The 20,961-nt window shown below is 44.1% G+C and carries 20 protein-coding genes; 14 read left to right on the top strand and 6 right to left on the bottom strand.

The genetic code is table 11. From position 1 onward, the window contains the following. Positions 1-89: 89 nt before the first annotated feature. Positions 90-743 (top strand): DUF2939 domain-containing protein, encoded by a 654-nt coding sequence (locus tag B3R91_RS03440; RefSeq protein ID WP_286796490.1) that lies wholly within the window; start codon positions 90-92, stop codon positions 741-743. A gap of 182 nt (positions 744-925) precedes the next feature. Here B3R91_RS03440 and B3R91_RS03445 read toward each other — a convergent pair whose 3' ends face one another. Continuing rightward, positions 926-2,008, bottom strand: coding sequence for a disulfide isomerase DsbC N-terminal domain-containing protein (locus B3R91_RS03445; RefSeq protein WP_286796491.1), 1,083 nt, complete (start codon positions 2,006-2,008; stop codon positions 926-928). Between the two features lie 308 nt (positions 2,009-2,316). Continuing rightward, positions 2,317-3,021: a pseudouridine synthase gene (locus tag B3R91_RS03450; protein ID WP_286796492.1), complete on the bottom strand. Its 705-nt coding sequence runs from the start codon at positions 3,019-3,021 to the stop codon at positions 2,317-2,319. 197 nt (positions 3,022-3,218) lie between these two features. On the opposite strand from B3R91_RS03450, the gene B3R91_RS03455 reads away from it, so the two are divergent. The 4 genes from B3R91_RS03455 to B3R91_RS03470 all read left to right on the top strand — a co-directional run bounded on the left by B3R91_RS03455 (position 3,219) and on the right by B3R91_RS03470 (position 7,060). Then, entirely contained in the window at positions 3,219-3,815 is a 597-nt protein-coding gene (locus tag B3R91_RS03455; RefSeq protein ID WP_102076615.1) for a YigZ family protein, read from the top strand. Between the two features lie 199 nt (positions 3,816-4,014). Continuing rightward, positions 4,015-5,079 carry a YheT family hydrolase gene (locus B3R91_RS03460; protein ID WP_102076614.1) on the top strand — a complete coding sequence of 355 codons (1,065 nt, stop codon included), beginning with the start codon at positions 4,015-4,017 and terminating at the stop codon, positions 5,077-5,079. Between the two features lie 65 nt (positions 5,080-5,144). Continuing rightward, positions 5,145-5,687: an acyl-CoA thioesterase gene (locus B3R91_RS03465; RefSeq protein ID WP_286796493.1), complete on the top strand. Its 543-nt coding sequence runs from the start codon at positions 5,145-5,147 to the stop codon at positions 5,685-5,687. A 329-nt stretch (positions 5,688-6,016) separates the two neighbouring features. Beyond that, positions 6,017-7,060, top strand: a complete 1,044-nt coding sequence (locus B3R91_RS03470; protein ID WP_286796494.1) for an NAD(P)H-dependent flavin oxidoreductase — start codon at positions 6,017-6,019, stop codon at positions 7,058-7,060. 99 nt (positions 7,061-7,159) lie between these two features. On the opposite strand, the gene B3R91_RS03475 is transcribed toward B3R91_RS03470, so the two are convergent. Both B3R91_RS03475 and nadR read right to left on the bottom strand, forming a co-directional pair. Continuing rightward, complete coding sequence (locus B3R91_RS03475) at positions 7,160-8,113, bottom strand: alpha/beta hydrolase (RefSeq protein WP_286796495.1); 954 nt, start codon at positions 8,111-8,113, stop codon at positions 7,160-7,162. 84 nt (positions 8,114-8,197) lie between these two features. After that, the gene (nadR, locus tag B3R91_RS03480; protein WP_286796496.1) at positions 8,198-9,286 is read right to left on the bottom strand and encodes a multifunctional transcriptional regulator/nicotinamide-nucleotide adenylyltransferase/ribosylnicotinamide kinase NadR; all 1,089 of its coding nucleotides are present in this window, start codon (positions 9,284-9,286) and stop codon (positions 8,198-8,200) included. Between the two features lie 167 nt (positions 9,287-9,453). Here nadR and B3R91_RS03485 point away from each other — a divergent pair, with 167 nt between their 5' ends. Next, complete coding sequence (locus B3R91_RS03485) at positions 9,454-11,034, top strand: MATE family efflux transporter (protein WP_286796497.1); 1,581 nt, start codon at positions 9,454-9,456, stop codon at positions 11,032-11,034. A gap of 69 nt (positions 11,035-11,103) precedes the next feature. Here the strand turns inward: B3R91_RS03485 and B3R91_RS03490 are convergent, their stop codons facing one another. Then, the gene (locus B3R91_RS03490; RefSeq protein WP_286796498.1) at positions 11,104-11,871 is read right to left on the bottom strand and encodes an aspartate/glutamate racemase family protein; all 768 of its coding nucleotides are present in this window, start codon (positions 11,869-11,871) and stop codon (positions 11,104-11,106) included. Positions 11,872-12,029: 158 nt separating this feature from the next. On the opposite strand from B3R91_RS03490, the gene B3R91_RS03495 reads away from it, so the two are divergent. The 8 genes from B3R91_RS03495 to B3R91_RS03530 all read left to right on the top strand — a co-directional run bounded on the left by B3R91_RS03495 (position 12,030) and on the right by B3R91_RS03530 (position 19,877). After that, positions 12,030-12,380 (top strand): DUF2798 domain-containing protein, encoded by a 351-nt coding sequence (locus tag B3R91_RS03495; RefSeq protein ID WP_226928786.1) that lies wholly within the window; start codon positions 12,030-12,032, stop codon positions 12,378-12,380. Positions 12,381-12,494: 114 nt separating this feature from the next. Continuing rightward, positions 12,495-13,592, top strand: coding sequence for a DUF2157 domain-containing protein (locus B3R91_RS03500; protein ID WP_286796499.1), 1,098 nt, complete (start codon positions 12,495-12,497; stop codon positions 13,590-13,592). Then, positions 13,585-14,772: a DUF4401 domain-containing protein gene (locus B3R91_RS03505; RefSeq protein ID WP_286796500.1), complete on the top strand. Its 1,188-nt coding sequence runs from the start codon at positions 13,585-13,587 to the stop codon at positions 14,770-14,772. The genes B3R91_RS03500 and B3R91_RS03505 overlap by 8 nt, the downstream gene beginning before the upstream one ends. Then, a complete protein-coding gene (locus tag B3R91_RS03510; RefSeq protein WP_286796501.1) occupies positions 14,769-15,395 on the top strand; it encodes a GDYXXLXY domain-containing protein in 627 nt (208 codons plus the stop codon). The genes B3R91_RS03505 and B3R91_RS03510 overlap by 4 nt, the downstream gene beginning before the upstream one ends. A gap of 158 nt (positions 15,396-15,553) precedes the next feature. After that, positions 15,554-16,531, top strand: coding sequence for a zinc-binding dehydrogenase (locus B3R91_RS03515; RefSeq protein WP_286796502.1), 978 nt, complete (start codon positions 15,554-15,556; stop codon positions 16,529-16,531). Positions 16,532-16,797: 266 nt separating this feature from the next. Further along, positions 16,798-17,778 (top strand): zinc-binding dehydrogenase, encoded by a 981-nt coding sequence (locus B3R91_RS03520; protein ID WP_286796503.1) that lies wholly within the window; start codon positions 16,798-16,800, stop codon positions 17,776-17,778. Positions 17,779-17,831: 53 nt separating this feature from the next. Continuing rightward, positions 17,832-18,836: a YhdH/YhfP family quinone oxidoreductase gene (locus B3R91_RS03525; RefSeq protein WP_286796504.1), complete on the top strand. Its 1,005-nt coding sequence runs from the start codon at positions 17,832-17,834 to the stop codon at positions 18,834-18,836. 192 nt (positions 18,837-19,028) lie between these two features. Next, on the top strand, positions 19,029-19,877 hold the full coding sequence (locus B3R91_RS03530) for an HNH endonuclease (RefSeq protein WP_286796505.1): 849 nt from the start codon (positions 19,029-19,031) through the stop codon (positions 19,875-19,877). 75 nt (positions 19,878-19,952) lie between these two features. Here the strand turns inward: B3R91_RS03530 and B3R91_RS03535 are convergent, their stop codons facing one another. Beyond that, positions 19,953-20,936, bottom strand: a complete 984-nt coding sequence (locus B3R91_RS03535; RefSeq protein WP_286796506.1) for a tetratricopeptide repeat protein — start codon at positions 20,934-20,936, stop codon at positions 19,953-19,955. Positions 20,937-20,961 lie beyond the last annotated feature (25 nt).

The raw sequence follows: 20,961 nt of genomic DNA on the forward strand, positions 1-20,961 counted from the left end.
GCGTGCTAATATTTAGCGCGATATTGATATATATATAAATACTGTTTTTAATTTTTTAATCATTAGGTTTGCGCTAAGGTCGTATTTTTATGAAAAAGCTGATTGTTTTGTTGATTGTCATTGCCGTCGCTATCTATGGCGGTTCGCCTTATTACAGCGCTTATCAGCTTAAAAATGCCTACGATGCCAAAGATGGTGCAACGATCGCAGCGGCGATTGATTATGAGCAGGTGCGACCCAGTATTCAAAATCAGCTGACCAGTCAGTTTGCAGTGACCATGACCAAATACCCATTGGTCGCCGAACTTGGCGGCGCGCCATTATCCGAAGCGGCCAATGGTTTTATCACTCAAGCGGTCGATGGCGCTATTACCGCGCAAAATATTGAAAAACTGATTAACACCCAAGGTCAAGCCAATACCGCGACCAAGGAGCTTGCCGCAGCATGGGCGATAGCCAGTAATCAAGTTGATTTAAAAAACCTGATTCAAAATCTAATCATTCAGCGCGGTGACGTCAATGCCGTAGTCAAAAACCAGATGCAGCAAATCATGCAAAAACAAGCGGCCGAGCTTGAGCAACAAGCGGCGCAAGGTACGGATAGTGACAAGCCAAAACTGGCTTATTGCGGGATTAACTGCTTTACCATTAGCGGTCAGGTGAAAGGTTATCCGCTGACTATTGAGATGCAGCGCGATGGTTTGATAAACTGGAAAATCGTTGATATTGTTTTACCGCAATAGCTGTTACTACAATAGCTGTCACTGAGATAGACTGATAAAATCGATCATTAAGCACCATTAAAAACTGCCCTATGGACATCGCTCATAGGGCAGTTTTTAATGGTTACTTTCTATGTTATAGACTTTTTAATAATCAGAGCTTTTAATAATCAGAGCTCTTAATAAACAGACTTCTTAATCATTTACTCTATACCCAAGAACTCTAAAAACTCTGGGCTCTCAAAGCTTGCTTGATAAAGAACACCGTCTTCGCGGTAAATAGCCGGCGTTGCCATGACCGCAAGCCCTGCTGATTTTTCACGGTTAGGTGTTACATAATCGGCTTTACAGCTGGCTGGTGCCGGCGTCATTTTACCTTGTAGCATTGCTTTATCAAAAGCTGTGCGGCGGCTATCCTCACTACTCTGACACCAGATAGCGCGCATTTGCTCAGGCGACTCTTCATAGATTGGATAACCGATGGTTTTTACCGTCACGCCTTTGGCATTGAGCATGGGTAGCTGTTTATGGAGACGGCGACAATAAGGACAATTGACGTCATTAGCGACATAAATAACCGCTTTCTCAGGGCTAGTCGCAGGATAAGTAATCAGTTGGCTGTGGTCTAAGGTTGCAAATACCGACTGATTTTTAAGGCGCTCAAAGTTGCTATCAAGCCCGATAAACTGACCGTTTTCAATCACTGATATCTCACCATCGGTGATATATTGCCCATCGTCTGATAATAGAAATGGCACACCTTCTAGTGTCGCACCCCAAATGACTCCCGGCACGGCGGTATAAAAGAACGGCGTTTTAGTACTCATGTTTTTAAGCGCGCCCATATTTGCCAATAGGTCAGATTTTAGGCTGGCACTGACGGGCTTGCCCACTTGCAAGCTGCTGCTACGCGCTGGTGTTTCTGTGACGACGCGTTTGCTTGGATTCTTTTGTAGCTCGCCTTGGATGACATATTTGCCTTCTTTGGTGATATGCAGCGGCGGCTGGCCTACCAAATTCACTTGATACATATTGGGTAACTTAGAGGGCACAATAGAAGTGATTTGCGTTTTGATACCAGCTTGGCTCAGCAGTTGGCGTAATTGACTATCGACAGCTTTGCTCACACTGCTAGACGCTTGCGTACTTTGTATACTTGCACTATTTTGCGGCGCTTGGTTGACATTATTTTTGATAGTGTCAGTGGCGCTTTGCTGCGCACAAGCGGTGGTGGTCAATAATATGACACTCATTAGGCTGGCGGATTTTAACAGAGAGAATTTCACAGAAGACTGTCCTATTGATTTTTAATAGCAATACTTTAAAAATGCTCATTATTAATAAAGCTGACTATATTATGTAAAAATATAGATTAAAAAAAAGATAGGCAGACTTTAGCACAAGGGCAGTTTTTGCAAAGTTTGAAAGCCTCAATTTTGCAAAACTGCTACTTAGCTTTAAGAGATAGGCAACACAGACAGTAGCCAAGGAGTATAACGGTAAACAATGGACATTAAAAAAGCAGCGCACTTTTTCATGGCTGCTTTTTTTGCAGAAAATTTTATGACTGTTTAAGATGCAGCAGAGCCTAATTTTAGAATTTAGCCACTTCTTCTGGCGTTAAGAAACGACTGTCGCCTTTATCCAAACCGTCTAAGGTGATATGACCAATGCTGGCGCGATGCAGCTCGGTGACTCGATTACCAAAATAGCCCATCATACGTTTTACTTGATGGTATTTACCCTGCTCCAAGGTCAAGCGTGCATGGGTTTCATCAATAAACTCAAGGGTAGCAGGCTTGGTTTCTTCGTGGTCGCCTTCTAAGAGGATACCTTCAGCCACTTCTTTGACCGCATTGGCTTGCGCGTCGCTGTCCATGGGACTTGCTAATGTGAGCTCGTATATTTTGGCATGCTCATGTTTAGGGCTGGTCACGCGGTGCAACCAACTGCCATCGTCACTGATAAGTAGGGCGCCCGTGGTATCGACATCGAGGCGTCCTGCAATACGCAAGCTGCCAAGCTCAGGTACCGCGATTAACTCGGTGACGATAGGATATTCTTTGACTTTTAAAGAGCATTCAAAACCTTCGGGTTTATGGAGCAAGATATAGCGATTACCAGTCGCAACCGACAATGGCTCGCCCGCCCATAGTACTTCATCGTTGACGATATCGACATGCAGCCCTGGATCTTTGACCACCGCATCATTTACCGTCACTTCACCGGCGTGCAAAATCCGCTTTGATTCTTTGCGCGACAGCTCAGTGGCTTTACTTATAAATTTATCTAGACGCATACGCTTAACTACCATTCGTTTTATACTACCAACCTCGTATTAAAAGCCAACCATACAAGTACGGCTCTCGCGCTTGTCCGCTGTCTTAAACAGTGAGAAGTGGTACTATAATAAAAAATTAAATGAACACTGCGCCCAATACGGCAGGCAGTGAAAGTTAAGTAAGTTTACCATATCCAACCTAGACCTGATGAAATATGAGCTATCAAACGCTAAAACATGCGGTCAGCGCGCGCTTAGACATTAAAAAGTCTGAGTTTATTGCCTACGCCTATCCTGTGACCTCGCGCGAACAAGCGATGTTTCACGTGGAATATTTACGCGCGCAATATGCCGATGCGCGTCATCACTGCTGGGCGTATATCATCGGTGACCCCGATAACACCACCAGCGCAGGTTTTGACGATGATGGCGAGCCCAGTGGTACCGCAGGACGACCGATATTAAATGTCTTACAGCATAAATCTATCGGCAACGTGATTATCATTGTCGTCCGTTATTTTGGCGGTATCAAACTCGGTGCAGGCGGTCTAACTCGCGCTTATGCAGGTTCTGCGCAAGCGGCTGTTGATGAAATGGTTCTGCTACCCTACGTGCCGATGGCGCAAGTGCAAATAATCGCTGAGTTTGCCACCGAAGCACAGTGCCGCTACGTGGTTGAGGACTTGGGCGGTCATATTGATGATGTGACTTATAGTAAACAAGTGACCTTGACCGTAACGCTTGCTGAAGCAGATATCGATCGTTTAAAAAAGCGGCTGGCGATGGATGGGCGTGTCTTAGAGTCGCTATAATTGATAAGTATGTATGCAGAGCCATTTTTCTTAGTTCTTCTGAGTGGTAGTTCTAGATGAATTGCTTTGAGTGACCATTCGTTCACTGAGCGTTCACTGAAAAGCATTGGTTTTGGCAACCGCCGTCGGTATGATAAGGCATTGATTGTTAAAGACGATTTTAACGATCATTCATATAACCACTAAATAAGAAACCTTTATGCCAACATCGAAAACACATAAAACCTTTGCCCCTGCCCCTTTTAAACCGCCGTTTTGGCTAAGCAATCCACATCTACAAAGCATTTTACCCAAGTTTTTTGCCCCAAAAACGCCGACTTATCGCCGCGTGGTCGAAAAAGACTCTTTGGATGAAAGTGATATTGCTTATGACTTTTATGATGCTCATCCTATAGACGCCCAGTATATAAACTCAGCAGAAAATGGCGAACTTGAGCAAACGCCATTAATCGTGCTATTTCACGGTATGGAAGGCAGTAGCGACAGTCATTATGCGCGCGCGTTGGCATATCAGATGCATGCGCAAGGATGGCACTTTGTCGTCGCGCATTTTCGTAGCTGCGGCGGTATTCCTGCGAGCGGTCGCGTCTTTTATAACGCCGGTGACACCGGCGAGCTGCATCATATGCTTGAGAACTTGCGCAAAAACTTTGCCCATATCTATGCGGTAGGCGTGTCCTTAGGCGGTAATGCACTGGCAAAATATATGGGCGAATATGGCGACAAAGCGCTCTGTGACGGTGCGGCGGTGATTTCAGCGCCTGTCGATATGTCGTCTGCGGCGCTTAGTATGCACAGCTTTTTGAGTCACCGTATTTATACCCCGTATCTGCTGAATCCCATTATCAAAAAAGCCTTGGCGAATGACATTACCAAAGATGAGATTGACTCCATCAAAGCGGTCAATCGTATCAGTGACTTTGATGATATCTTTACTGCCCCGCGCCACGGCTACCGCTCTAACAACCATTATTATCACGCCTCATCGGCGCTGCCTTATTTGATAAAAGTGACTAAACCTTTATTATTAATCAGCGCTAAAGACGACCCTTTCCTTGGGTTTACCGCCACGCCAAACGATGTCTCCGATACTGTCACGCTTTTAGAAACTGAGCATGGCGGACACGTGGGCTTTATTCGTTATAACGTCGATAAAGACAAATCCACGCATCTTTATAAACAATCCAGATTTGATATCAATTGGTTGCCTGAAACGGTCAGCGCTTATTTTGAGTCTATTGGCGTAGCGTCTAACCATTTATAATGAGATTTGCCACTCTGCCAAACTTTACTTTTTTTACTTAACCTTTAACTCTTTGAGACTGCGCCATGTATCCATTTATTCGTTATGCCAGTACCATCGCTCGCGCCGCACTACAAGTAAAAAAGGGCAATACCTTAACGTTTAAAGATACCAGCGAGATTAGCTTTCGCTGTCGTCTGAGTGACATTGATAATTTCTTGGAGATGAATAATGGTCGCGTGCTGACGCTTTATGATATGGGGCGTACCGATTTTGCGGTACGGAGCGGACTTGGAACACAGCTCTTAAAACAGCGTTGGGGTTTAGTGGTCGCTGGTAGTACCATCCAATATCGCAAACGCATTCGCGCCTTCGATAAAGTCACCATGAAAACACGCATAGTCGGCTTCGATGAGCGCTGGATCTATATCGAGCAGTCGATGTGGGTCAAAGGCAAGCCTTGCTCCTCTGCCCTACTACGCACCGGCGTCACCGAAGGCGGCAAAGTAATCGAAACCTCGTGTGTCTTAGCGGCGCTAAATCAAGCAGATTGGGAGCTACCGCCGAGCGGCTATGTGGCAGAATGGATTATCAGTGATGCCGACCGTCCGTGGCCGCCAGTGGGTTAGGATACGATTGTTCGATAAGCGCCTTACGGTCATCAGTGGTGATGACGTGGTTGGGTTATTGATGAATGCGAAAGGGTTTTTGCAGTTGAATTAAGCAGTAAGTAAGTTTAAAGAAATGGGTCAGTTTTTTCGGTCATCGCCTTGATGATTTAAAAAGCTGACCTTTTTTTATCAATTAGTGAGTACTAATCTTAAAAAACATTGGTTTCATAATAGAAATCCACTACTTTTATTGCATAACTAAATACACATTCTCTAACACGCGTATCCCTCAGCTTTGTTAAAGTAAGTCATGCAAATTTTCTCATAACATAACAAGGACGCCCGTCATGACCTTACTAAATACCTTTGATTTAACCTACCCTATCGTACAAGCACCGATGGCAGGAGCAACCACGCCTGAGCTGGCAGCGACGGTAAGTAATTTTGGTGGACTGGGGTCATTGGGAGGCGGAACGACGGCGCCAACGGTTTTAAATGAGCACATTAATATCCTTAGATCGCTCACCGACCGCCCTTTTATGATCAATCTAATGGTGTTATCTGAGCACGATTCTACTACCTTAGATAGCAAAATGCCTGCTTGGTTAGACGAGTATTATGAAAAAAACAACATAGACATGGCGTTACCTGAACATCCCGCATTTAATTTTTCTGAGCAGCTACAAGTGCTGTATGACAATCCCGTTCCTGTCGCTAGCTTTACCTTTGGTATTATCAGCGCCGAGCAGGTGCAGGGCTTAAAGGATTTGGGCACACGCGTCATCGGTACTGCCAATCATCCGTTGGAAGCGAAAGCATGGGCAGATATTGGTGTCGATGCGGTCTGTATTCAGGGCTCAGAAGCTGGCGGTCATCGCGGTGGTTGGTTGCCACAAAGCGCAAACGATCCATTGGGTTTACTGACGCTGATTAGTCAAACGCGTGCTTGCACCGATATTCCTTTGATTGCAGCGGGCGGTATTATGACGGGGCAAGCGATTAAAGCGGTGCAAACCGCTGGTGCTGAGCTGGCGCAAATAGGCACGGCTTTTTTGACCACCGATACATGCGCTATTAATGATACGTATAAACAAGCGCTGCTTGATGCCAGTCTGGGTAAGCGCAGTAGCGAGACGCGATTAACGCGACTGTTTTCAGGTAAGCAAGCACGCGGATTGTTAAATGACTATTTGCGCGATTTTGGTCAATTTGAGAGCGCGCATGAGTTACCGCCCTACCCACAATTAAATGCCATGACCAAAAACTTGCGTGCTCATGCAAAAAGTAACCTCAATGCTGAACATCAGTCTTTATGGGCAGGACAAGGGGTCGCGTTGGTCAGACAAGAAAGTACGCTTGAATTGCTAGAGCGACTTGTCAAAAATTTATAGCTTAAACGACTTCATTAAAATCTTATAGAAAATAAAAGAAACATCAGAGCATCTGGTGTTTCTTTTATTGTCTATAAGATAAATACTTTCAACCAATCCCTAACGCTGTGCGTCTACTATACTTCTAAACGCTTTATAATCGTCTGCCGTTTGTTCCACCGCCTCAATCATCGGTACATGACCAATCTCTGGCATCATAATCACCTGCGCTTGCGGGATGATTTTTTTTATGAGATTGACCGTTTCAGGTTTGATGATCTGATCTTTATCACCCCAAACGACGAGCGTCGGAATATTATATTGGGCGATGATTTTGGCGCGCTCTTCGACATTATCGGTGACGATTTGCTCCAATATTTTGGCGTCCAGCTCTTTATTTTTGATACGTTCTTGGGCAAACACCGCTTTGACCGATTTTGGCAAATATGGCGGCTTATACATGACAAAATCATACATTTTGTAGAAATCTTCATTGCTATTAATCAACAGCGGATTGTTCTCTAACGTCGCGCCTTCTAACGATTTAGGAATACCAGCTGACCAAAAACCTGCGCTATCGACGAGCCATAAACTTTTGACGTCTTGAGGATATTTTGCTGCGTAAGCTACACTGATAGCGCCGCCCATCGAGTTGCCGCCGATATGAATATTGGACGCCAACCCTTTGGCTTGCAGCAACTCATGCAAGCGCGTCGCTTGCGCCTCCGAGCGATAATCAGCACTCACGGGTTTGCTCGACTCACCAAAACCAAGCAAATCAGGAATGATGAGATGATAACCTTCTAACTGACGCGCGATACGGGTAAAGTTGTCTTTATTACCGCCAAAGCCATGAATGAGTAATAACGGCTCGCCAGCGACATTGCCGTTTTCGGCATAGACCATCTTATCGCCAGAGGCCAATGTCAGCGCTTTGATTTCTAAATCAGACTTGTTACGCTCATATTGGATAATCTTTTGCGTGGTATTGACCGCTAACTGATTGGGCGCGGTGGTACAACCGACCATAGAAAGACTAAAAAGCGCGGCAAGAGCTAGGCGTTTTAAGAGCATCGAAACATCCTTGTTATAGTTATTAGAGAAAAAAGTTAAAGGCGGTTAAATCGTAATCTTAGCATAAGACTATTAAAGGCTAGTTTATTTAGTCAACAATTTATCGATGTAATCGGTAGCCTTGTCGTATCTATCCTCATAGTTGCCGCTGATAATGTGATAGTGCACCCCAAACTCATTTAATAAGGACTTTAGAAATTGATTGTTTTTATCGCGAACTTGCACTTCACCAAAAGACCTCAAGCCGTCAGCGACCCACTCAATATCTGTTTCCAAAAACAACCACAAGTCATAATCTTGTAGTTCGGCGATTTCATCAAGTACACTTTGTCTTATACCCAGATAAGCCATCGAAAAAAACTGGGTCGTAATTGCTTCTGTATCCACGAAATACACCTTGTTTGCCGTTTTTCTAGCTTGCCTCTCATGATATTTATGTTCATAAGCAATCTGGGGAAAATCTTCAAGCAAGACAATTTCAGCGTTTATTTCCTCATAAAACTTGCGCCCTGCTTCTTCGACATAGCAAGTGTCGTAACGATGGGCTAAATTTTTTGCTAATGTAGTTTTTCCCGTACTTTCTGTACCAACGATAACGACACTTTTGGCAAAACAAGGCTTTACCGCGTCGGGCAACATATCCCAATACTCAATCGCGCCGTCACGACGTAGCTGGCTTGCGGATATAGGATAAAGCTTACGGACGGCGTCGATGACAATATGCCTTGTTTTAGGATATAAGTCATCGAAGTAATCACTATAACTTGGTTCAGAACTAAAAATAAAATCAATGGGCTTGCGTATTAATGCTTTAATCCTATCAGCGCAGCTTTGCCAGTCAGGCTCAGCGTTAGCATGAGCTTGGGAATAAGCATTAGTACCAACATCGATATGAGTATCAGCATTTTTCTTAATATTGGTTTCTTCTATTGCATAGACGTGCACATTATCCATCTCTTTAGTAATTTCATGCCACCAACGCAGTCTTTGCTCCACCGCTATCGGGGCGATTTTACTTTTATGAAAATAAACCTCACGCTCAAACATCACGTTATAAGTCACTATGAGGTAAAGCTTATCGACCATAGCTGCCGCTTTGCGCATCGCATGCACATGCCCTTTATGTACTATTAAGAACTTGCCACCAAACATACCTATCGTTTCTTTTTTCATATTGTCATTGTTTACTCTCGATTAGCTTTAGTACTACTACTGCCTATTAATACATTATATAAAAAAACGTTACCAGTCTAACCAAGATAGCACAGACAAGGTCATCTATAATGAGGGTTTTTATGTCATAAAATACAGCCAATTTGGATGGCGCACAAGGATAAACATTGAGTAAAACAACTGCCTCTACTGCCAAAAGCCGGGACCTCACCCAAGGGTCGATTGCCAAAACCATGCTGCTATTTGCTTTGCCAACCCTTGGCTCATCAGCCTTGCAGTCGTTGAACGGCTCGATTAATGCCGTCTGGGTAGGGCGGTTTTTAGGGGAAGAAGCGCTGGCGGCGACGGCAAACGGCAACATCTTGATGTTTATCCTCATCTCCTTCGTTTTCGGTTTTGGTATGGCGGCGACTATTTTGATTGGTCAAGCCATGGGACGCCGTAACGATACGATGGTGAAAAGAACCATGGGCACGGCGCTGGGTAGTATTATTCCAATCAGTATATTGGTGTCGGCAATCGGCTGGACATTTGCTCCACTGCTTCTTAACCTGCTCGGTACGCCAGCAAGTGCGGTAGAGCTTGCGCTGACCTATCTGCGGATGATTTTTGTAGCGATGCCTGTCACTTTAACTTTTACGCTGATCATGATGGCACTACGCGGAACGGGCGATTCTACCACGCCGCTTTGGTTTATAATTATTTCGGTGATTATCGACCTGATTTTGACGCCGGTGCTGATTTTGGGTATCGGCCCCTTTCCTGAATGGGGTATCTTTGGCTCGGCTTTTGCAACTGCTGTCGCCAATGCTCTAGCGCTGATTGGTATGATTGTCACTATGTATTTGCGTGGTTCTGTGCTGACACTTAAGTTACCCGAGCTGCGTTTTTTACGCGCAGACCGAGATATCCTAAAGTCGATGTTTTCAAAGGGTCTGCCGATGGGGCTGCAGATGATTGTTATCTCATCAGCGGCGCTCACAATGCTGTCGCTGATTAACCGCGAGGGCGTACAGACAACGGCCGCTTATAGCGCAACGCAGCAGCTTTGGACCTATGTGCAGATGCCAGCGATGGCGCTCAGTGCAGCGGCCAGTGCCATGGTCGCACAAAATATCGGTGCCAATCAATGGAACCGTGTTGCTGGCATTACGCGTTGGGGGCTTATCTTTAATGTGATATTGACGGGCGCTATGATTGGGGTATTAAGCATTTTTGATGAGACTATTTTGGAGCTATTCCTTGGTAGTGACAGCGCCGCCGTGCCGATTGGGCGCCATATTCAGTTGATGGCGACATGGGGCTTTATCTTTTTTGGCATCGCGCAAGTTTTCTTTGGCACCATGCGTGCCAACGGTTATGTGATTTGGCCGCTGATCGTCATGGTGATTTCGATGTATCCTGTGCGCCTTGGCTTTGCATTCGGGCTTTATCCATTCCTTGGAGCCGATGCGCTTTGGCTATCGTTTCCAGCAGGCATGGTAGCAACGGCGTTGATGGGCGCAGGATTATATCTATACGGCGGCTGGCGCAAAGGTAAAAACATGCCCGCCGAAGAAGCGGCGCAAAGGTCGGAGGAGTTTCGCGCCCAAACCGGTACCAGTGCCTCGTTTCGTGATATTTTACCGACTACTGTATGGAAGCTCTCGCCTTTACGCCGTATTACAAGGCTGCGTCGTCGACTACAAAAACGCCTGCAAAAACACCGTATGAGAAGAAAACATAAACGTTCCTCGCGCGGTTTATAGGTAGTCAATGCAATGGGTTTAAGTTCAACCGTTTTAAAATTAACTATTTTAAAATCACTAACCTTAAAATCAAGAACTTAATAAAAAATCCACCGCTGCTGCTGCATGAATTGCAGTGGTATCAAATACGGGAATGGGGCTGTCTGCTTGCTGAATCAGCAGTCCAATTTCGGTACAGCCCAAAATGACGCCCTTTGCGCCTTTATCTGCTAAATTTTCAGTCACTTGCTGATAATACTGACGTGAGCTATCAAGTAGCTGACCTTGACACAGCTCCTCATAAATAATGCGATGTACCTCTGCCCGTGCGCCTGTCTCTGGTAACAACACTTGCAAACCTGCATCTATCAAACGCTGTTTATAAAAATTCTCTGTCATGGTGAACTGCGTGCCAAGTAGCGCAACTTTGGTTAGCCCTTGCTGCTTAATCGCCGCAGCGGTGACATCAGCAATATGAATAATCGGTAAGTTGGTAGCGGCTTGGACATCATCGACGACTTTATGCATGGTATTAGTCGCGATAAGCAGACCTTGCGCGCCAGCTGTTTGCAGACGTTTGCCGCTATTGGCCAATACTTTGCCCATTTCATCCCATGCGCCTTTTGCTTGCAGTATCTCAATCGGTGCAAAGTCCACGCTATGAATCAGTAAATCTGCTGAATGTAAATTGCCAAGTCTAGCTTTGATACCTTCATTTATCAGTCGATAATAGCTTTCGGTACTCTCCCAACTCATACCGCCGATGATGCCAAGCGTCCTTTGTTTACATGAGTTTTTGGATAAATGTTTTTCTACGTTCTGCGCTAAATTACTTGGATTGGCAGACATTTTTGTCATGATAGAGTTGTTTTGGATAGTGCTAAGTTTACTTCATCAGCATGAACAGCGACAAATTACTAAAACTGAATGATAACAATATAATAAGGCGAACTTGATGATTGATAATAACCATTTTACCTCGCCGTCATCACGCGTTATCATAGTCGCCGCTAAGCATGAGCAATGCTTTATATCATCCTCTCTCATCGCAAAATATCACGTTTACAGCAGCAGTGAAACGTGGCTCTCATCAAGCAGGACAACAGAATATTATGGCAAACTTCCCGACCGTCAGAATACGCACGCGGCGCAAATACTATCGGCTGATTTTCACCTTTTTAATGGCGCTGATGATGTCGACGATTATCTCGACGGCCCTGCTACTGATCAATGTAGGATTTGTCGAAGGCTTTTTTATCACGCTGTTTAACTCGTGGAAATATGCCTTTATGGTCGCTTGGCCGAGCGCCTATATTTGCGCCTATTTAATCCAAGAGCACCTGCTGAGTAGGATTGAGTTTTATTAAAACCTTTATAAAAGTTAGTAAACCATAAAATTTAGTAATTTATAAACTTTAGTACATTATGCCAGCGTAAAAACAGCTAAGATAGCCTAAAACTGTTTTTAATCAGAGGCGACTATGAGCCACGCACGGCGTACTATCGAGCAGTTGCTACATCAAGGTCTTCTCCCTCTTAAAAATGCCGAGGCAGCAGCAACGCATCTAGAAGTCTATCCGAGTAAACGCACGTGGCTCGACTTTTTTAATAAGGCGCTGCTGATTATTGGCGCGGTAGCACTGGTTTTATCCCTAGTGTTTTTTATCGCTTATAACTGGCAAAACTTGGGCAAAATAGGCAAATTCGCTTTAGTTGAAGGAGCGCTGGCAATCACCATTGCGCTTTATGTGTCACTGTCTTTTAGGCGACAATTTCAACTGATTCGGCAGTTGTTATTACTTATCGCTAGTATTATTACTGGCAGCTTATTGGCGCTATTTGGGCAGATCTATCAAACAGGCGCTGATACGTGGCAGCTTTTCTTTGCTTGGGCAATACTGATTACGCCTTGGGTAGTTATCGCCCGTTTCCCTGCGTTATGGCTGCTGTGGTTAGGCTTAATCAATGCATTTTTGCTACTGTATCTGGATGTCGCAAATCTACAATTTATCAGCCATAACCTGCAAAACATCTCTCAAGTAGCCGTCCTTGCGCTATTTAATTTTATTGCCTTTTATAGTTGGCTGATTGGTTTCGATAATAAAACTTCTTCTATTCCCTATCTGTTTCATCGCATTAACGTTAAAAAATCCACTGCTCAAATAAACAGCGCTCAAACCAATTCCAGCTTGCATTGGAGCACTTATGTCGTCGGTTTCTTAAGCACGTTTTTTATGACGTATCTGGCGATTGTCACGGTCTTTGATAATGGCAATATCTGGGCAACGCTTATTGCTACCCTCTTATGGTTGGGTTGGTGCGGCTTTATGCTTTGGCAGTTTTATCAGCGCCGTCTTGATTTGCTTATGCTGACTTATTTGTCATTTTCTATCATTACTGTGGTGATGTTTTGGGTCGGTAAATGGCTATTGGAGGGTTTTGACGCGGGTGGGTTTTTGATATTAGCCTTGCTACTTATTGGCATGAGCTCGTCGGCAGTTATGTGGCTGCGCAAAGTTGCTTATATCAACAATGATGACACTACCTCTTCTATTGTTAAGGGAGACAGTGATGAATGATGAGCTGAATAATGATATCAACCATAACAAGCAACAGCCCGAGATTTTGCTATTACAACAGCAGGGATTCATCGACGCGCAAAACGTCAATGATAAGCTTTTAAATAATGCAGCTGCAGCGCCTAGCCCGTGGTTTATCAGTTTGCTTTTTGGTTTTAGTGGCGTATTTGCCAGTCTATTTTTTATCGGGTTTTTGACCTTAATTTTAGACAACACCGGTTTGCTTGATAGTACGCTAGCGGTATTTATCATCGGCGCGATATTAAGCGTTAGTGGCGGATTCTTATTTTATAACGCCCGCTTGCGCCATAGCGCTTTTTGGAATAGCTTAGCCTTTGCAGTTACGCTAGCAGGTCAAGGTTATATCGCCTATGCTTTACTAGCGAGTGAGATTACAGAGCCGCTCAATATAGTACTATTGCTCCCTGTGCAACTGTTGATGACGGTTGTCATTCCCAATTTTATCTATCGCTTATTGAGCGCGACCTTAGCCTTAAGCTGCCTGTTTTACCTGTTAAATTACTATCACTTATCCGAAATCAGCTTAGGATTATTGGCGCTAATCACTAGCGTGACTCATTTACAGCGCTATACGCTGGCTGCTTTTATCCCGAGAAAATGGCGAATGAATGCGTTAGAAATCATGAGTGCTATTGGCTATGCGAGCGCCTATGTCTTGCTCAGTATTTCCGTCTATTTTATCGCTGCGGAATATGGCAATAGTTTTGCCAGCTTTAATAGCCTTGATAATTGCGGTGAAGCCTTTAGCTATAACTACTATCTGGCCCAAGGACTATTAACGCTTGCCAGCCTTTATGCCGCTTATCTCATTCTAAAGCGCTATCACATCAAATTATTATCAGCAGCAGGACTGCTCATTAGCGCTGCGATTGTACTACTTGGGATAATGTCTATTTATGTTTCAGGCTTATTGGCCACCAGTTTGATTATCATTATCGCCACTGCCAATAGCCAACGCGTGCTGTTAGGGTTGGGCGTTATCGCCCTAGTCGGTTATATTTTTTGGTATTACTATCAGCTCGATACGTCTTTATTGGTCAAGTCTGCCTCTATGCTGGTCATCGGTATCGCACTACTTCTGCTGCGCTGGCTGCTTATCAAAGGCTATTTTGCGCAGATAAAATCAAGCGCTAACGATCATCAGGAGCGGCTGTCATGAATGATAAAATTTTGACCAAGCGCTTGCTTAAAGCCACATCAAAGACCCATTGGCTACAAAAACCGGCAGTCACGATTATTATTGCCCTCCTTGGATTGGCGCTGGTATTGGTGGTGATGACGAGGAATATTATTAAATACGAAAACCATCTCGCGACTGGCGATACGGTTTTATTAGCGCTTGCACCCGTTGACCCGCGCGGCTTCATGCAAGGCGACTATATGACACTCAGCTATGCGCTAGAGCGTGACGTATTTGCCGCCTTAAATAAAGACCCCGGTAGCTATCCTACTAACGAAGAAGGTTATGTCATTGTCGCTTTAGACCAACATAACGTCGGACAATTGGTGCGCCTAGCAGCTAATCAGTCTAAAAATCTAGCCTCTAATGAGATAGCGATTTATTACCGCATCCGTAACGGTACGATGCAACTAGCGACCAATGCTTTTTTCTTCCAAGAAGGTGATGGCGAAGCATTTGAGGCGGCAGAATATGGGCTGTTTCGGGTCAATGATAAAGGGGAGCCGCTACTGACTAATTTGGTCGACAAGGATTTTAAGGTTATTAGTCCAAAGCAGGCACATGCAGAACAAATAACCACAGAACAAACTGCTAATGATTAATGAAGCCAACTAAATGCTGCTCACTTAACGCTGACTACTTTGCTTTACCAAAGTAATATTGCGACAAGCAAGCTGGGTTTGCTACTGTTGATGGCTACAAATTTATTCGCTCGTCAAAAACATTTGAAAAAACGTAACAATTAAAAAAAGGATTTATTATGCGTAGTGCAACCTATGACCATTTTGGCAAACCAACTGAAGTATTGAGCCTCGGCGACCGTCCTATCCCCGAGCCAAAAGCCAATGAAGTGCGCGTCAAAACCATTCTCGCCTCCATCCATAACCATGACCTGCTTACCATTCGCGGTCAGTACGGCTTTAAACCTGACATGCCGGCTATCGGTGGTAGCGAAGCGCTAGGTATCATTGATGCCGTTGGTAGTGAAGTTAAAGACTTAAAAGTCGGGCAACGCGTGGCGGCTGCCAGTGTACAAGCAACGTGGGCAGAGTATTTTGTCGCATCAGCGGATATGGTGTTTCCTATCCCTGATAGTTTAGAAGATGAAATGGCCGCGCAGCTGATTGCCATGCCGCTGAGTGCGTTGATGCTATTAGAGTTCTTAGAAGTAGAAAGCGGTCAATGGGTTATTCATAATGCCGCCAACGGTGCCGTTGGTAAATCGCTTGCCATGCTAGCGGCGGCGCGCGGCGTCAAAACCATTAATCTGTTAAGAAGTGACGATGCCATAAAAGAGTTAGATACTCTCGGTATCAAAAACAATATCAACACCTCAGATGATGACTGGAAAGAGCAAGTCAAAGCGATCGTCGGTAATGATAAAATCAGTGCGGCGGTGGATTCGGTCGGCGGTGAAAATAGCGGCGATTTGTTATCGTTACTCGGTCATGGTGGCACCTTCGCCGCCTTTGGGGCGATGTCGGGCAAACCTATGGTCATCAATCCTACCCATATGATTTTCAAGCAAGCGGTGATGAAAGGCTTTTGGGGCAGTAAGCTCAGTCAAGAGATGAGTGTGCAGAATAAACAGCGCCTAGTGAATGAGCTCATCGATAGAGCAATAGATGGACAATTAAAACTGCCTGTGGAAGCGGTATTTGACTTGGCCGATATCGTAAAAGCGGTCGATGGAAAATTGCAGTCAGGCAAAAAAGGTAAGGTACTGCTAAAACCTTGAATTATTATTCATTTATTATTTAGCTAACCTTCGTTTTATTGACAATGGCAGCGTTCTTTATTAAGAGCGCTGCCATTTCTTATGGCGACTTTTTATAACCTATCTCTTATAGCCTACCGCGCAATATCTTGATAAATAGCAACAACGTTCCTTTACCAAAGTCAGGTTGCACCTCGCAAGACCCGCTTGTTAAGGTTGATGGGCAATTATCTATTGACGTCGCTTAAAAATTACAACATTGAATTAAAATAATAAAGGAAATCATCATGCGTAGCGCAACTTATAACGAATTTGGCAAACCTTCAGAAGTACTGAGTATCAACGAAAGTCCTACCCCAGAACCCAAAAATAGCGAAGTCCGTATCAAAACCATCCTGTCCTCTATTCACAATCACGACATCGTGACCATAAAAGGCGAATACGGTCATAAACCTGTTTTGCCTGCCACTGGTGGCTCTGAGGCGGTTGGTACGATTGATGCGTTAGGTAAAGACGTCAAAGATTTTGAACAAGGCCAGCGTGTCGTCGTGTCTGGCGTATCAGGCACTTGGGCGGAATATTTTGTTGCTCCGGCAAAAAGCCTTATCCCTATTCCAGACGCCATCGATGATGAAATGGCCGCCCAGTTAATTGCCATGCCGATGAGTGCGTTGCTGTTGATTGAATTTTTAAATATTAAGCCCGGTCAATGGCTTATCCAAAACGCCGCCAATGGGGCGGTCGGTGAATCGATGGCGATGCTCGCGCCTGAGCGTCATATCAATACGATTAATTTAGTGCGCAGTAAAGAGTCAGAACAAGAGCTTATCGAGCTTGGTATCACTGACAATAACGTCGTGACCGATGATGACGACTGGAAAGAGCAAGTACAAAAAATCGTTGGTGACGCCAAAATAAGCGGCGCGGTCGATGCGGTCGGCGGCAAATCAGGCGGCGAGCTGCTGTCCCTACTCGGTAAGCATGGCGCAATGGCATCATTGGGGTCGGTGTCTGGCGAACCACTGATGCTAAACCCAAGCAATCTGATTTTCAATTTGACTAAAGTTAAAGGCTTTTGGGCAAGCGATTTGATGCAAGAAATCAGCGCCGATGATAAACAGCGGTTAATTAAAGAGCTGATTGAGCGTGCCTCAAGCGGTATCCTAAAATTACCTACTGGCGGCATCTATAATTTAGACGATATTCAAAAAGCGGTTTCAGAAGACGTCCAATCGGAGAAAAAAGGTAAGATATTGATTGAGCCTTAAGCTGCTTGTGCAAAGAGCATTTACTATAAAAGCAATAAAAAAGGATTCAGACAATGTCGAATAACAAAACCTTTAAAGCCTTAGTGGTTCACGAAACCAGCAACGGTGAATTTGAAAAAAGTATTGAGCAGCGCAGTGCCAGTGACTTGCCTGAAAATGATTTATTAATCGAAGTCCATTATTCATCATTAAATTTCAAAGACGCGATGTCAGCATCCGGCAATAAAAGAATTACCAAACAATACCCGCACACACCCGGTATTGATGCCGCAGGCGTGGTGGTAAGCGATAAGTCTGGCACATTTTCCGAAGGCCAAGAAGTCGTGGTCTTTGGCTATGATTTGGGCATGGATACCGATGGTGGCCTCGCTCAGATGATATCTATCCCTGCCGATTGGGCGGTCGAATGCCCGTCATCGCTCACACTAAAAGAAGCGATGATCTATGGTACGGGCGGTTTAACCGCAGCGTTAAGTGTGCAAAAGCTTGAGAAAATGGGCGCAAAACCTGAAGACGGTCCAGTCGCGGTGACAGGTGCAACGGGCGGCGTCGGTAGTATCAGCATCGCCATATTAAGTCAGCTTGGTTATGAGGTCATCGCCTTTTCTGGCAAGCCGGAGCAAAGCGACTATCTAAAAGCGCTTGGCGCAAGCGAAGTCCGTCATCGCGATAGCATCAATGAGATCGGCGATAAACCTGTCGGTCGCGAGCTATGGGCAAATGCCATTGATACCATCGGAGGCGATTATCTAGCTAATTTGCTCAAACAGACCAAAGCAGGCGGTGCGGTCACCTCTTGCGGCTTGGCGGGCGGCGCTGAATTTACGATGACGGTATTGCCGTTTATCACTCGCGCGGTGTCCCTACTCGGTATCGATTCGGTCTATATTCCCCTGGCTGATAAAAAGGCTATTTGGGAGCGCGTCTCGACCGATATGAAGCTACCTAATTTAGAGAAGTATGCTGAAGAGATTACGCTTGAGCAAACACCTGAGTACTTAGATCGCTTTATGGCAAGCAAAACGGTTGGGCGTTATGTGGTGAATGTGCGGGGTTAAAGCTTAGGTTTTTAACAGCTAAATTTTATAAGCAGTGGCGGTGTTCTTCACTTTGGAGAGCACCGCTATTTTTTTAAATCTTATAATAGAATTTTATAAACTCCAAAAATTGCGATTTAATGCAAGAACCATAAAAATACTTATCAACTATAGTAAACTCTATTAGCTTAATAAGAAAATAAGGAAGCCATAGTGTTTGAAACAGGAAAAATCTATAACCGTCGTTCTGATATACACGGTATATATAAAGGGCAACAATATGGTGGCATAGCAACGCCAGCCGAGCATCCATATATATTTATTTTTACCGGCGATGCTGGCGGCGAATATGGCTATATTGATGATTTTGACCCTAACGGCACCTTTAAATATACGGGTGAAGGCCAAGAAGGCGACATGAGAATGACCAAAGGTAATTTGGCAATTCATGACCATCAAAAAAACAATAAAGAAATTCTACTTTTCGAATCAACATCACGAGGCTTTGTACGGTTTTTAGGGTATTGTAATTACGTTTTTCATCACATTGAAGAACGGCCAGATAGAAATGGCGAGCTTCGTGACGCTATCGTTTTTCATCTAGATATAGTTAATACTAAAAATATTGATACAGCTCAAACTCTGTCCCCTAAAGTAGTTGAAGCCCCTAAAGCCGTTTATATCACTAAGCCTAGTAAAGGTAAGTCATTACAGCAATTACGAGAGATTGCCTTAAGTTCAACATCAACCCACGCAAGCACTAAAGAAAAAATTCAATCTATTCAAAACCGTAGTACAGCCATTAAGCTATATGCCAAAAAAAGAGCTAATGGTATATGCGAGGGATGTAATGAGACAGCTCCATTTGAAACTAAATCTGGACCTTATCTCGAAGTCCATCATCTAACTAGGTTGGCAGATGGTGGTGCGGACTTACCTCAAAACGTTATTGCGTTATGTCCTACCTGTCATCGAAAAGCTCACTACTCTTTAGGCCATTTAGAATTTAATAATAAGTTAATAAACAAAGTTGCTGCTATCGAAGCAAAACTTATCGAGTAAAACTTTTATGTTTAAAACAAAAAACACCCAACCAAGTTGAGTGTTTTAACTAAAGAGAAGTGCCGCTAAATCAAATTATTTTTTCTTCTTTTTCTCAGCACGTTTTTTCTCAATCAGGGTTTGAGCGGTAGTATTTTCTTCCCACCAATCGCCCATATCTTGCCAGTAGAGATAAGCCTGCTCTTTACCACCAATTTCGATACCATAACTATTGATACCCATACCGCGTGGTCTAGGATGACGCTTTTTAAGAATTTCATGCGCCACTTCAGGCAAGTTATCTTTTGCGATATCCCACTCTTTTTCAGCCTTATCTAATTTATCTTGATAACAGTAAGCCAGCACCTTACCGAAAGCGATATTTGCAAGCATATCCTCTGGATAGTTGCCGCAAATTCGAATTATTTTCTGATACTCTTCGGTAAACATGTACCATTCTATCAGCGCTTCACGCATACCTAGGTTATCATTAGGGCAAACTTGTAGCAGCCTTTCTCCTTGCTCGCAGGCTTCATCAAAGCTCATATTGTCAGCATAGACATTTGCCAGCTGAAACAGCGCTCGCAAAAAGGGACGGTTCTCCATGATGCCCCATGGCAGCTTACTTTTTTGCCAATTAAAGTTTTTGGGGAAATACTCTAAGTATAGGCGCATACATTCGCGGCTACTCAATAGTGCTAAAAAGCTGTCATCATGCTGCTCACATAAAAAAGCTAAGTTAAAGTAAGCATCAGGGTCATTCATATTCTCTAATACTAAAAACTGAGCAATATCACGAGCCACTTCATAACCTTCTTTCTCCAGCGTCATCTGTATCACTTGGAATGAGGTTGGCGGCTGCTCATCAAAGTCTTGCATAATTTCATCTTGAAACTTGCTCATCACCTCATTCATGATGTCATCAATATCGCGACCTGCTTTTATTTCGGCGTCAACGAAATTTTTTACTTTGTTTTTTAAGAGGTTACTTTCATTATCGTTAGCTGATTTATTTTTAGGAAATTCAATAATCGACTCTTCAAACATCCATTCATCTTGACCAACATGAATTAACTTCATAGCTTATTGCTCCTTTTTGCGTCCT

Source organism: Psychrobacter sp. UBA6291 (genome assembly GCF_002439405.1).
Classification (GTDB): Bacteria; Pseudomonadota; Gammaproteobacteria; order Pseudomonadales; family Moraxellaceae; genus Psychrobacter; species Psychrobacter faecalis.

Excerpts from the sequence above, each read along its gene's own strand:
- B3R91_RS03440 (WP_286796490.1), top strand. The coding sequence starts at position 90 with ATGAAAAAGCTGATTGTTTTGTTGATTGTCATTGCCGTCGCTATCTAT.
- B3R91_RS03450 (WP_286796492.1), bottom strand. The coding sequence starts at position 3,021 with ATGCGTCTAGATAAATTTATAAGTAAAGCCACTGAGCTGTCGCGCAAA.
- B3R91_RS03455 (WP_102076615.1), top strand. The coding sequence starts at position 3,219 with ATGAGCTATCAAACGCTAAAACATGCGGTCAGCGCGCGCTTAGACATT.
- B3R91_RS03460 (WP_102076614.1), top strand. The coding sequence starts at position 4,015 with ATGCCAACATCGAAAACACATAAAACCTTTGCCCCTGCCCCTTTTAAA.
- B3R91_RS03465 (WP_286796493.1), top strand. The coding sequence starts at position 5,145 with ATGTATCCATTTATTCGTTATGCCAGTACCATCGCTCGCGCCGCACTA.
- B3R91_RS03470 (WP_286796494.1), top strand. The coding sequence starts at position 6,017 with ATGACCTTACTAAATACCTTTGATTTAACCTACCCTATCGTACAAGCA.
- B3R91_RS03475 (WP_286796495.1), bottom strand. The coding sequence starts at position 8,113 with ATGCTCTTAAAACGCCTAGCTCTTGCCGCGCTTTTTAGTCTTTCTATG.
- nadR (WP_286796496.1), bottom strand. The coding sequence starts at position 9,286 with ATGAAAAAAGAAACGATAGGTATGTTTGGTGGCAAGTTCTTAATAGTA.
- B3R91_RS03490 (WP_286796498.1), bottom strand. The coding sequence starts at position 11,871 with ATGACAAAAATGTCTGCCAATCCAAGTAATTTAGCGCAGAACGTAGAA.
- B3R91_RS03495 (WP_226928786.1), top strand. The coding sequence starts at position 12,030 with ATGAGCAATGCTTTATATCATCCTCTCTCATCGCAAAATATCACGTTT.
- B3R91_RS03500 (WP_286796499.1), top strand. The coding sequence starts at position 12,495 with ATGAGCCACGCACGGCGTACTATCGAGCAGTTGCTACATCAAGGTCTT.
- B3R91_RS03505 (WP_286796500.1), top strand. The coding sequence starts at position 13,585 with ATGAATGATGAGCTGAATAATGATATCAACCATAACAAGCAACAGCCC.
- B3R91_RS03510 (WP_286796501.1), top strand. The coding sequence starts at position 14,769 with ATGAATGATAAAATTTTGACCAAGCGCTTGCTTAAAGCCACATCAAAG.
- B3R91_RS03515 (WP_286796502.1), top strand. The coding sequence starts at position 15,554 with ATGCGTAGTGCAACCTATGACCATTTTGGCAAACCAACTGAAGTATTG.
- B3R91_RS03520 (WP_286796503.1), top strand. The coding sequence starts at position 16,798 with ATGCGTAGCGCAACTTATAACGAATTTGGCAAACCTTCAGAAGTACTG.
- B3R91_RS03525 (WP_286796504.1), top strand. The coding sequence starts at position 17,832 with ATGTCGAATAACAAAACCTTTAAAGCCTTAGTGGTTCACGAAACCAGC.
- B3R91_RS03535 (WP_286796506.1), bottom strand. The coding sequence starts at position 20,936 with ATGAAGTTAATTCATGTTGGTCAAGATGAATGGATGTTTGAAGAGTCG.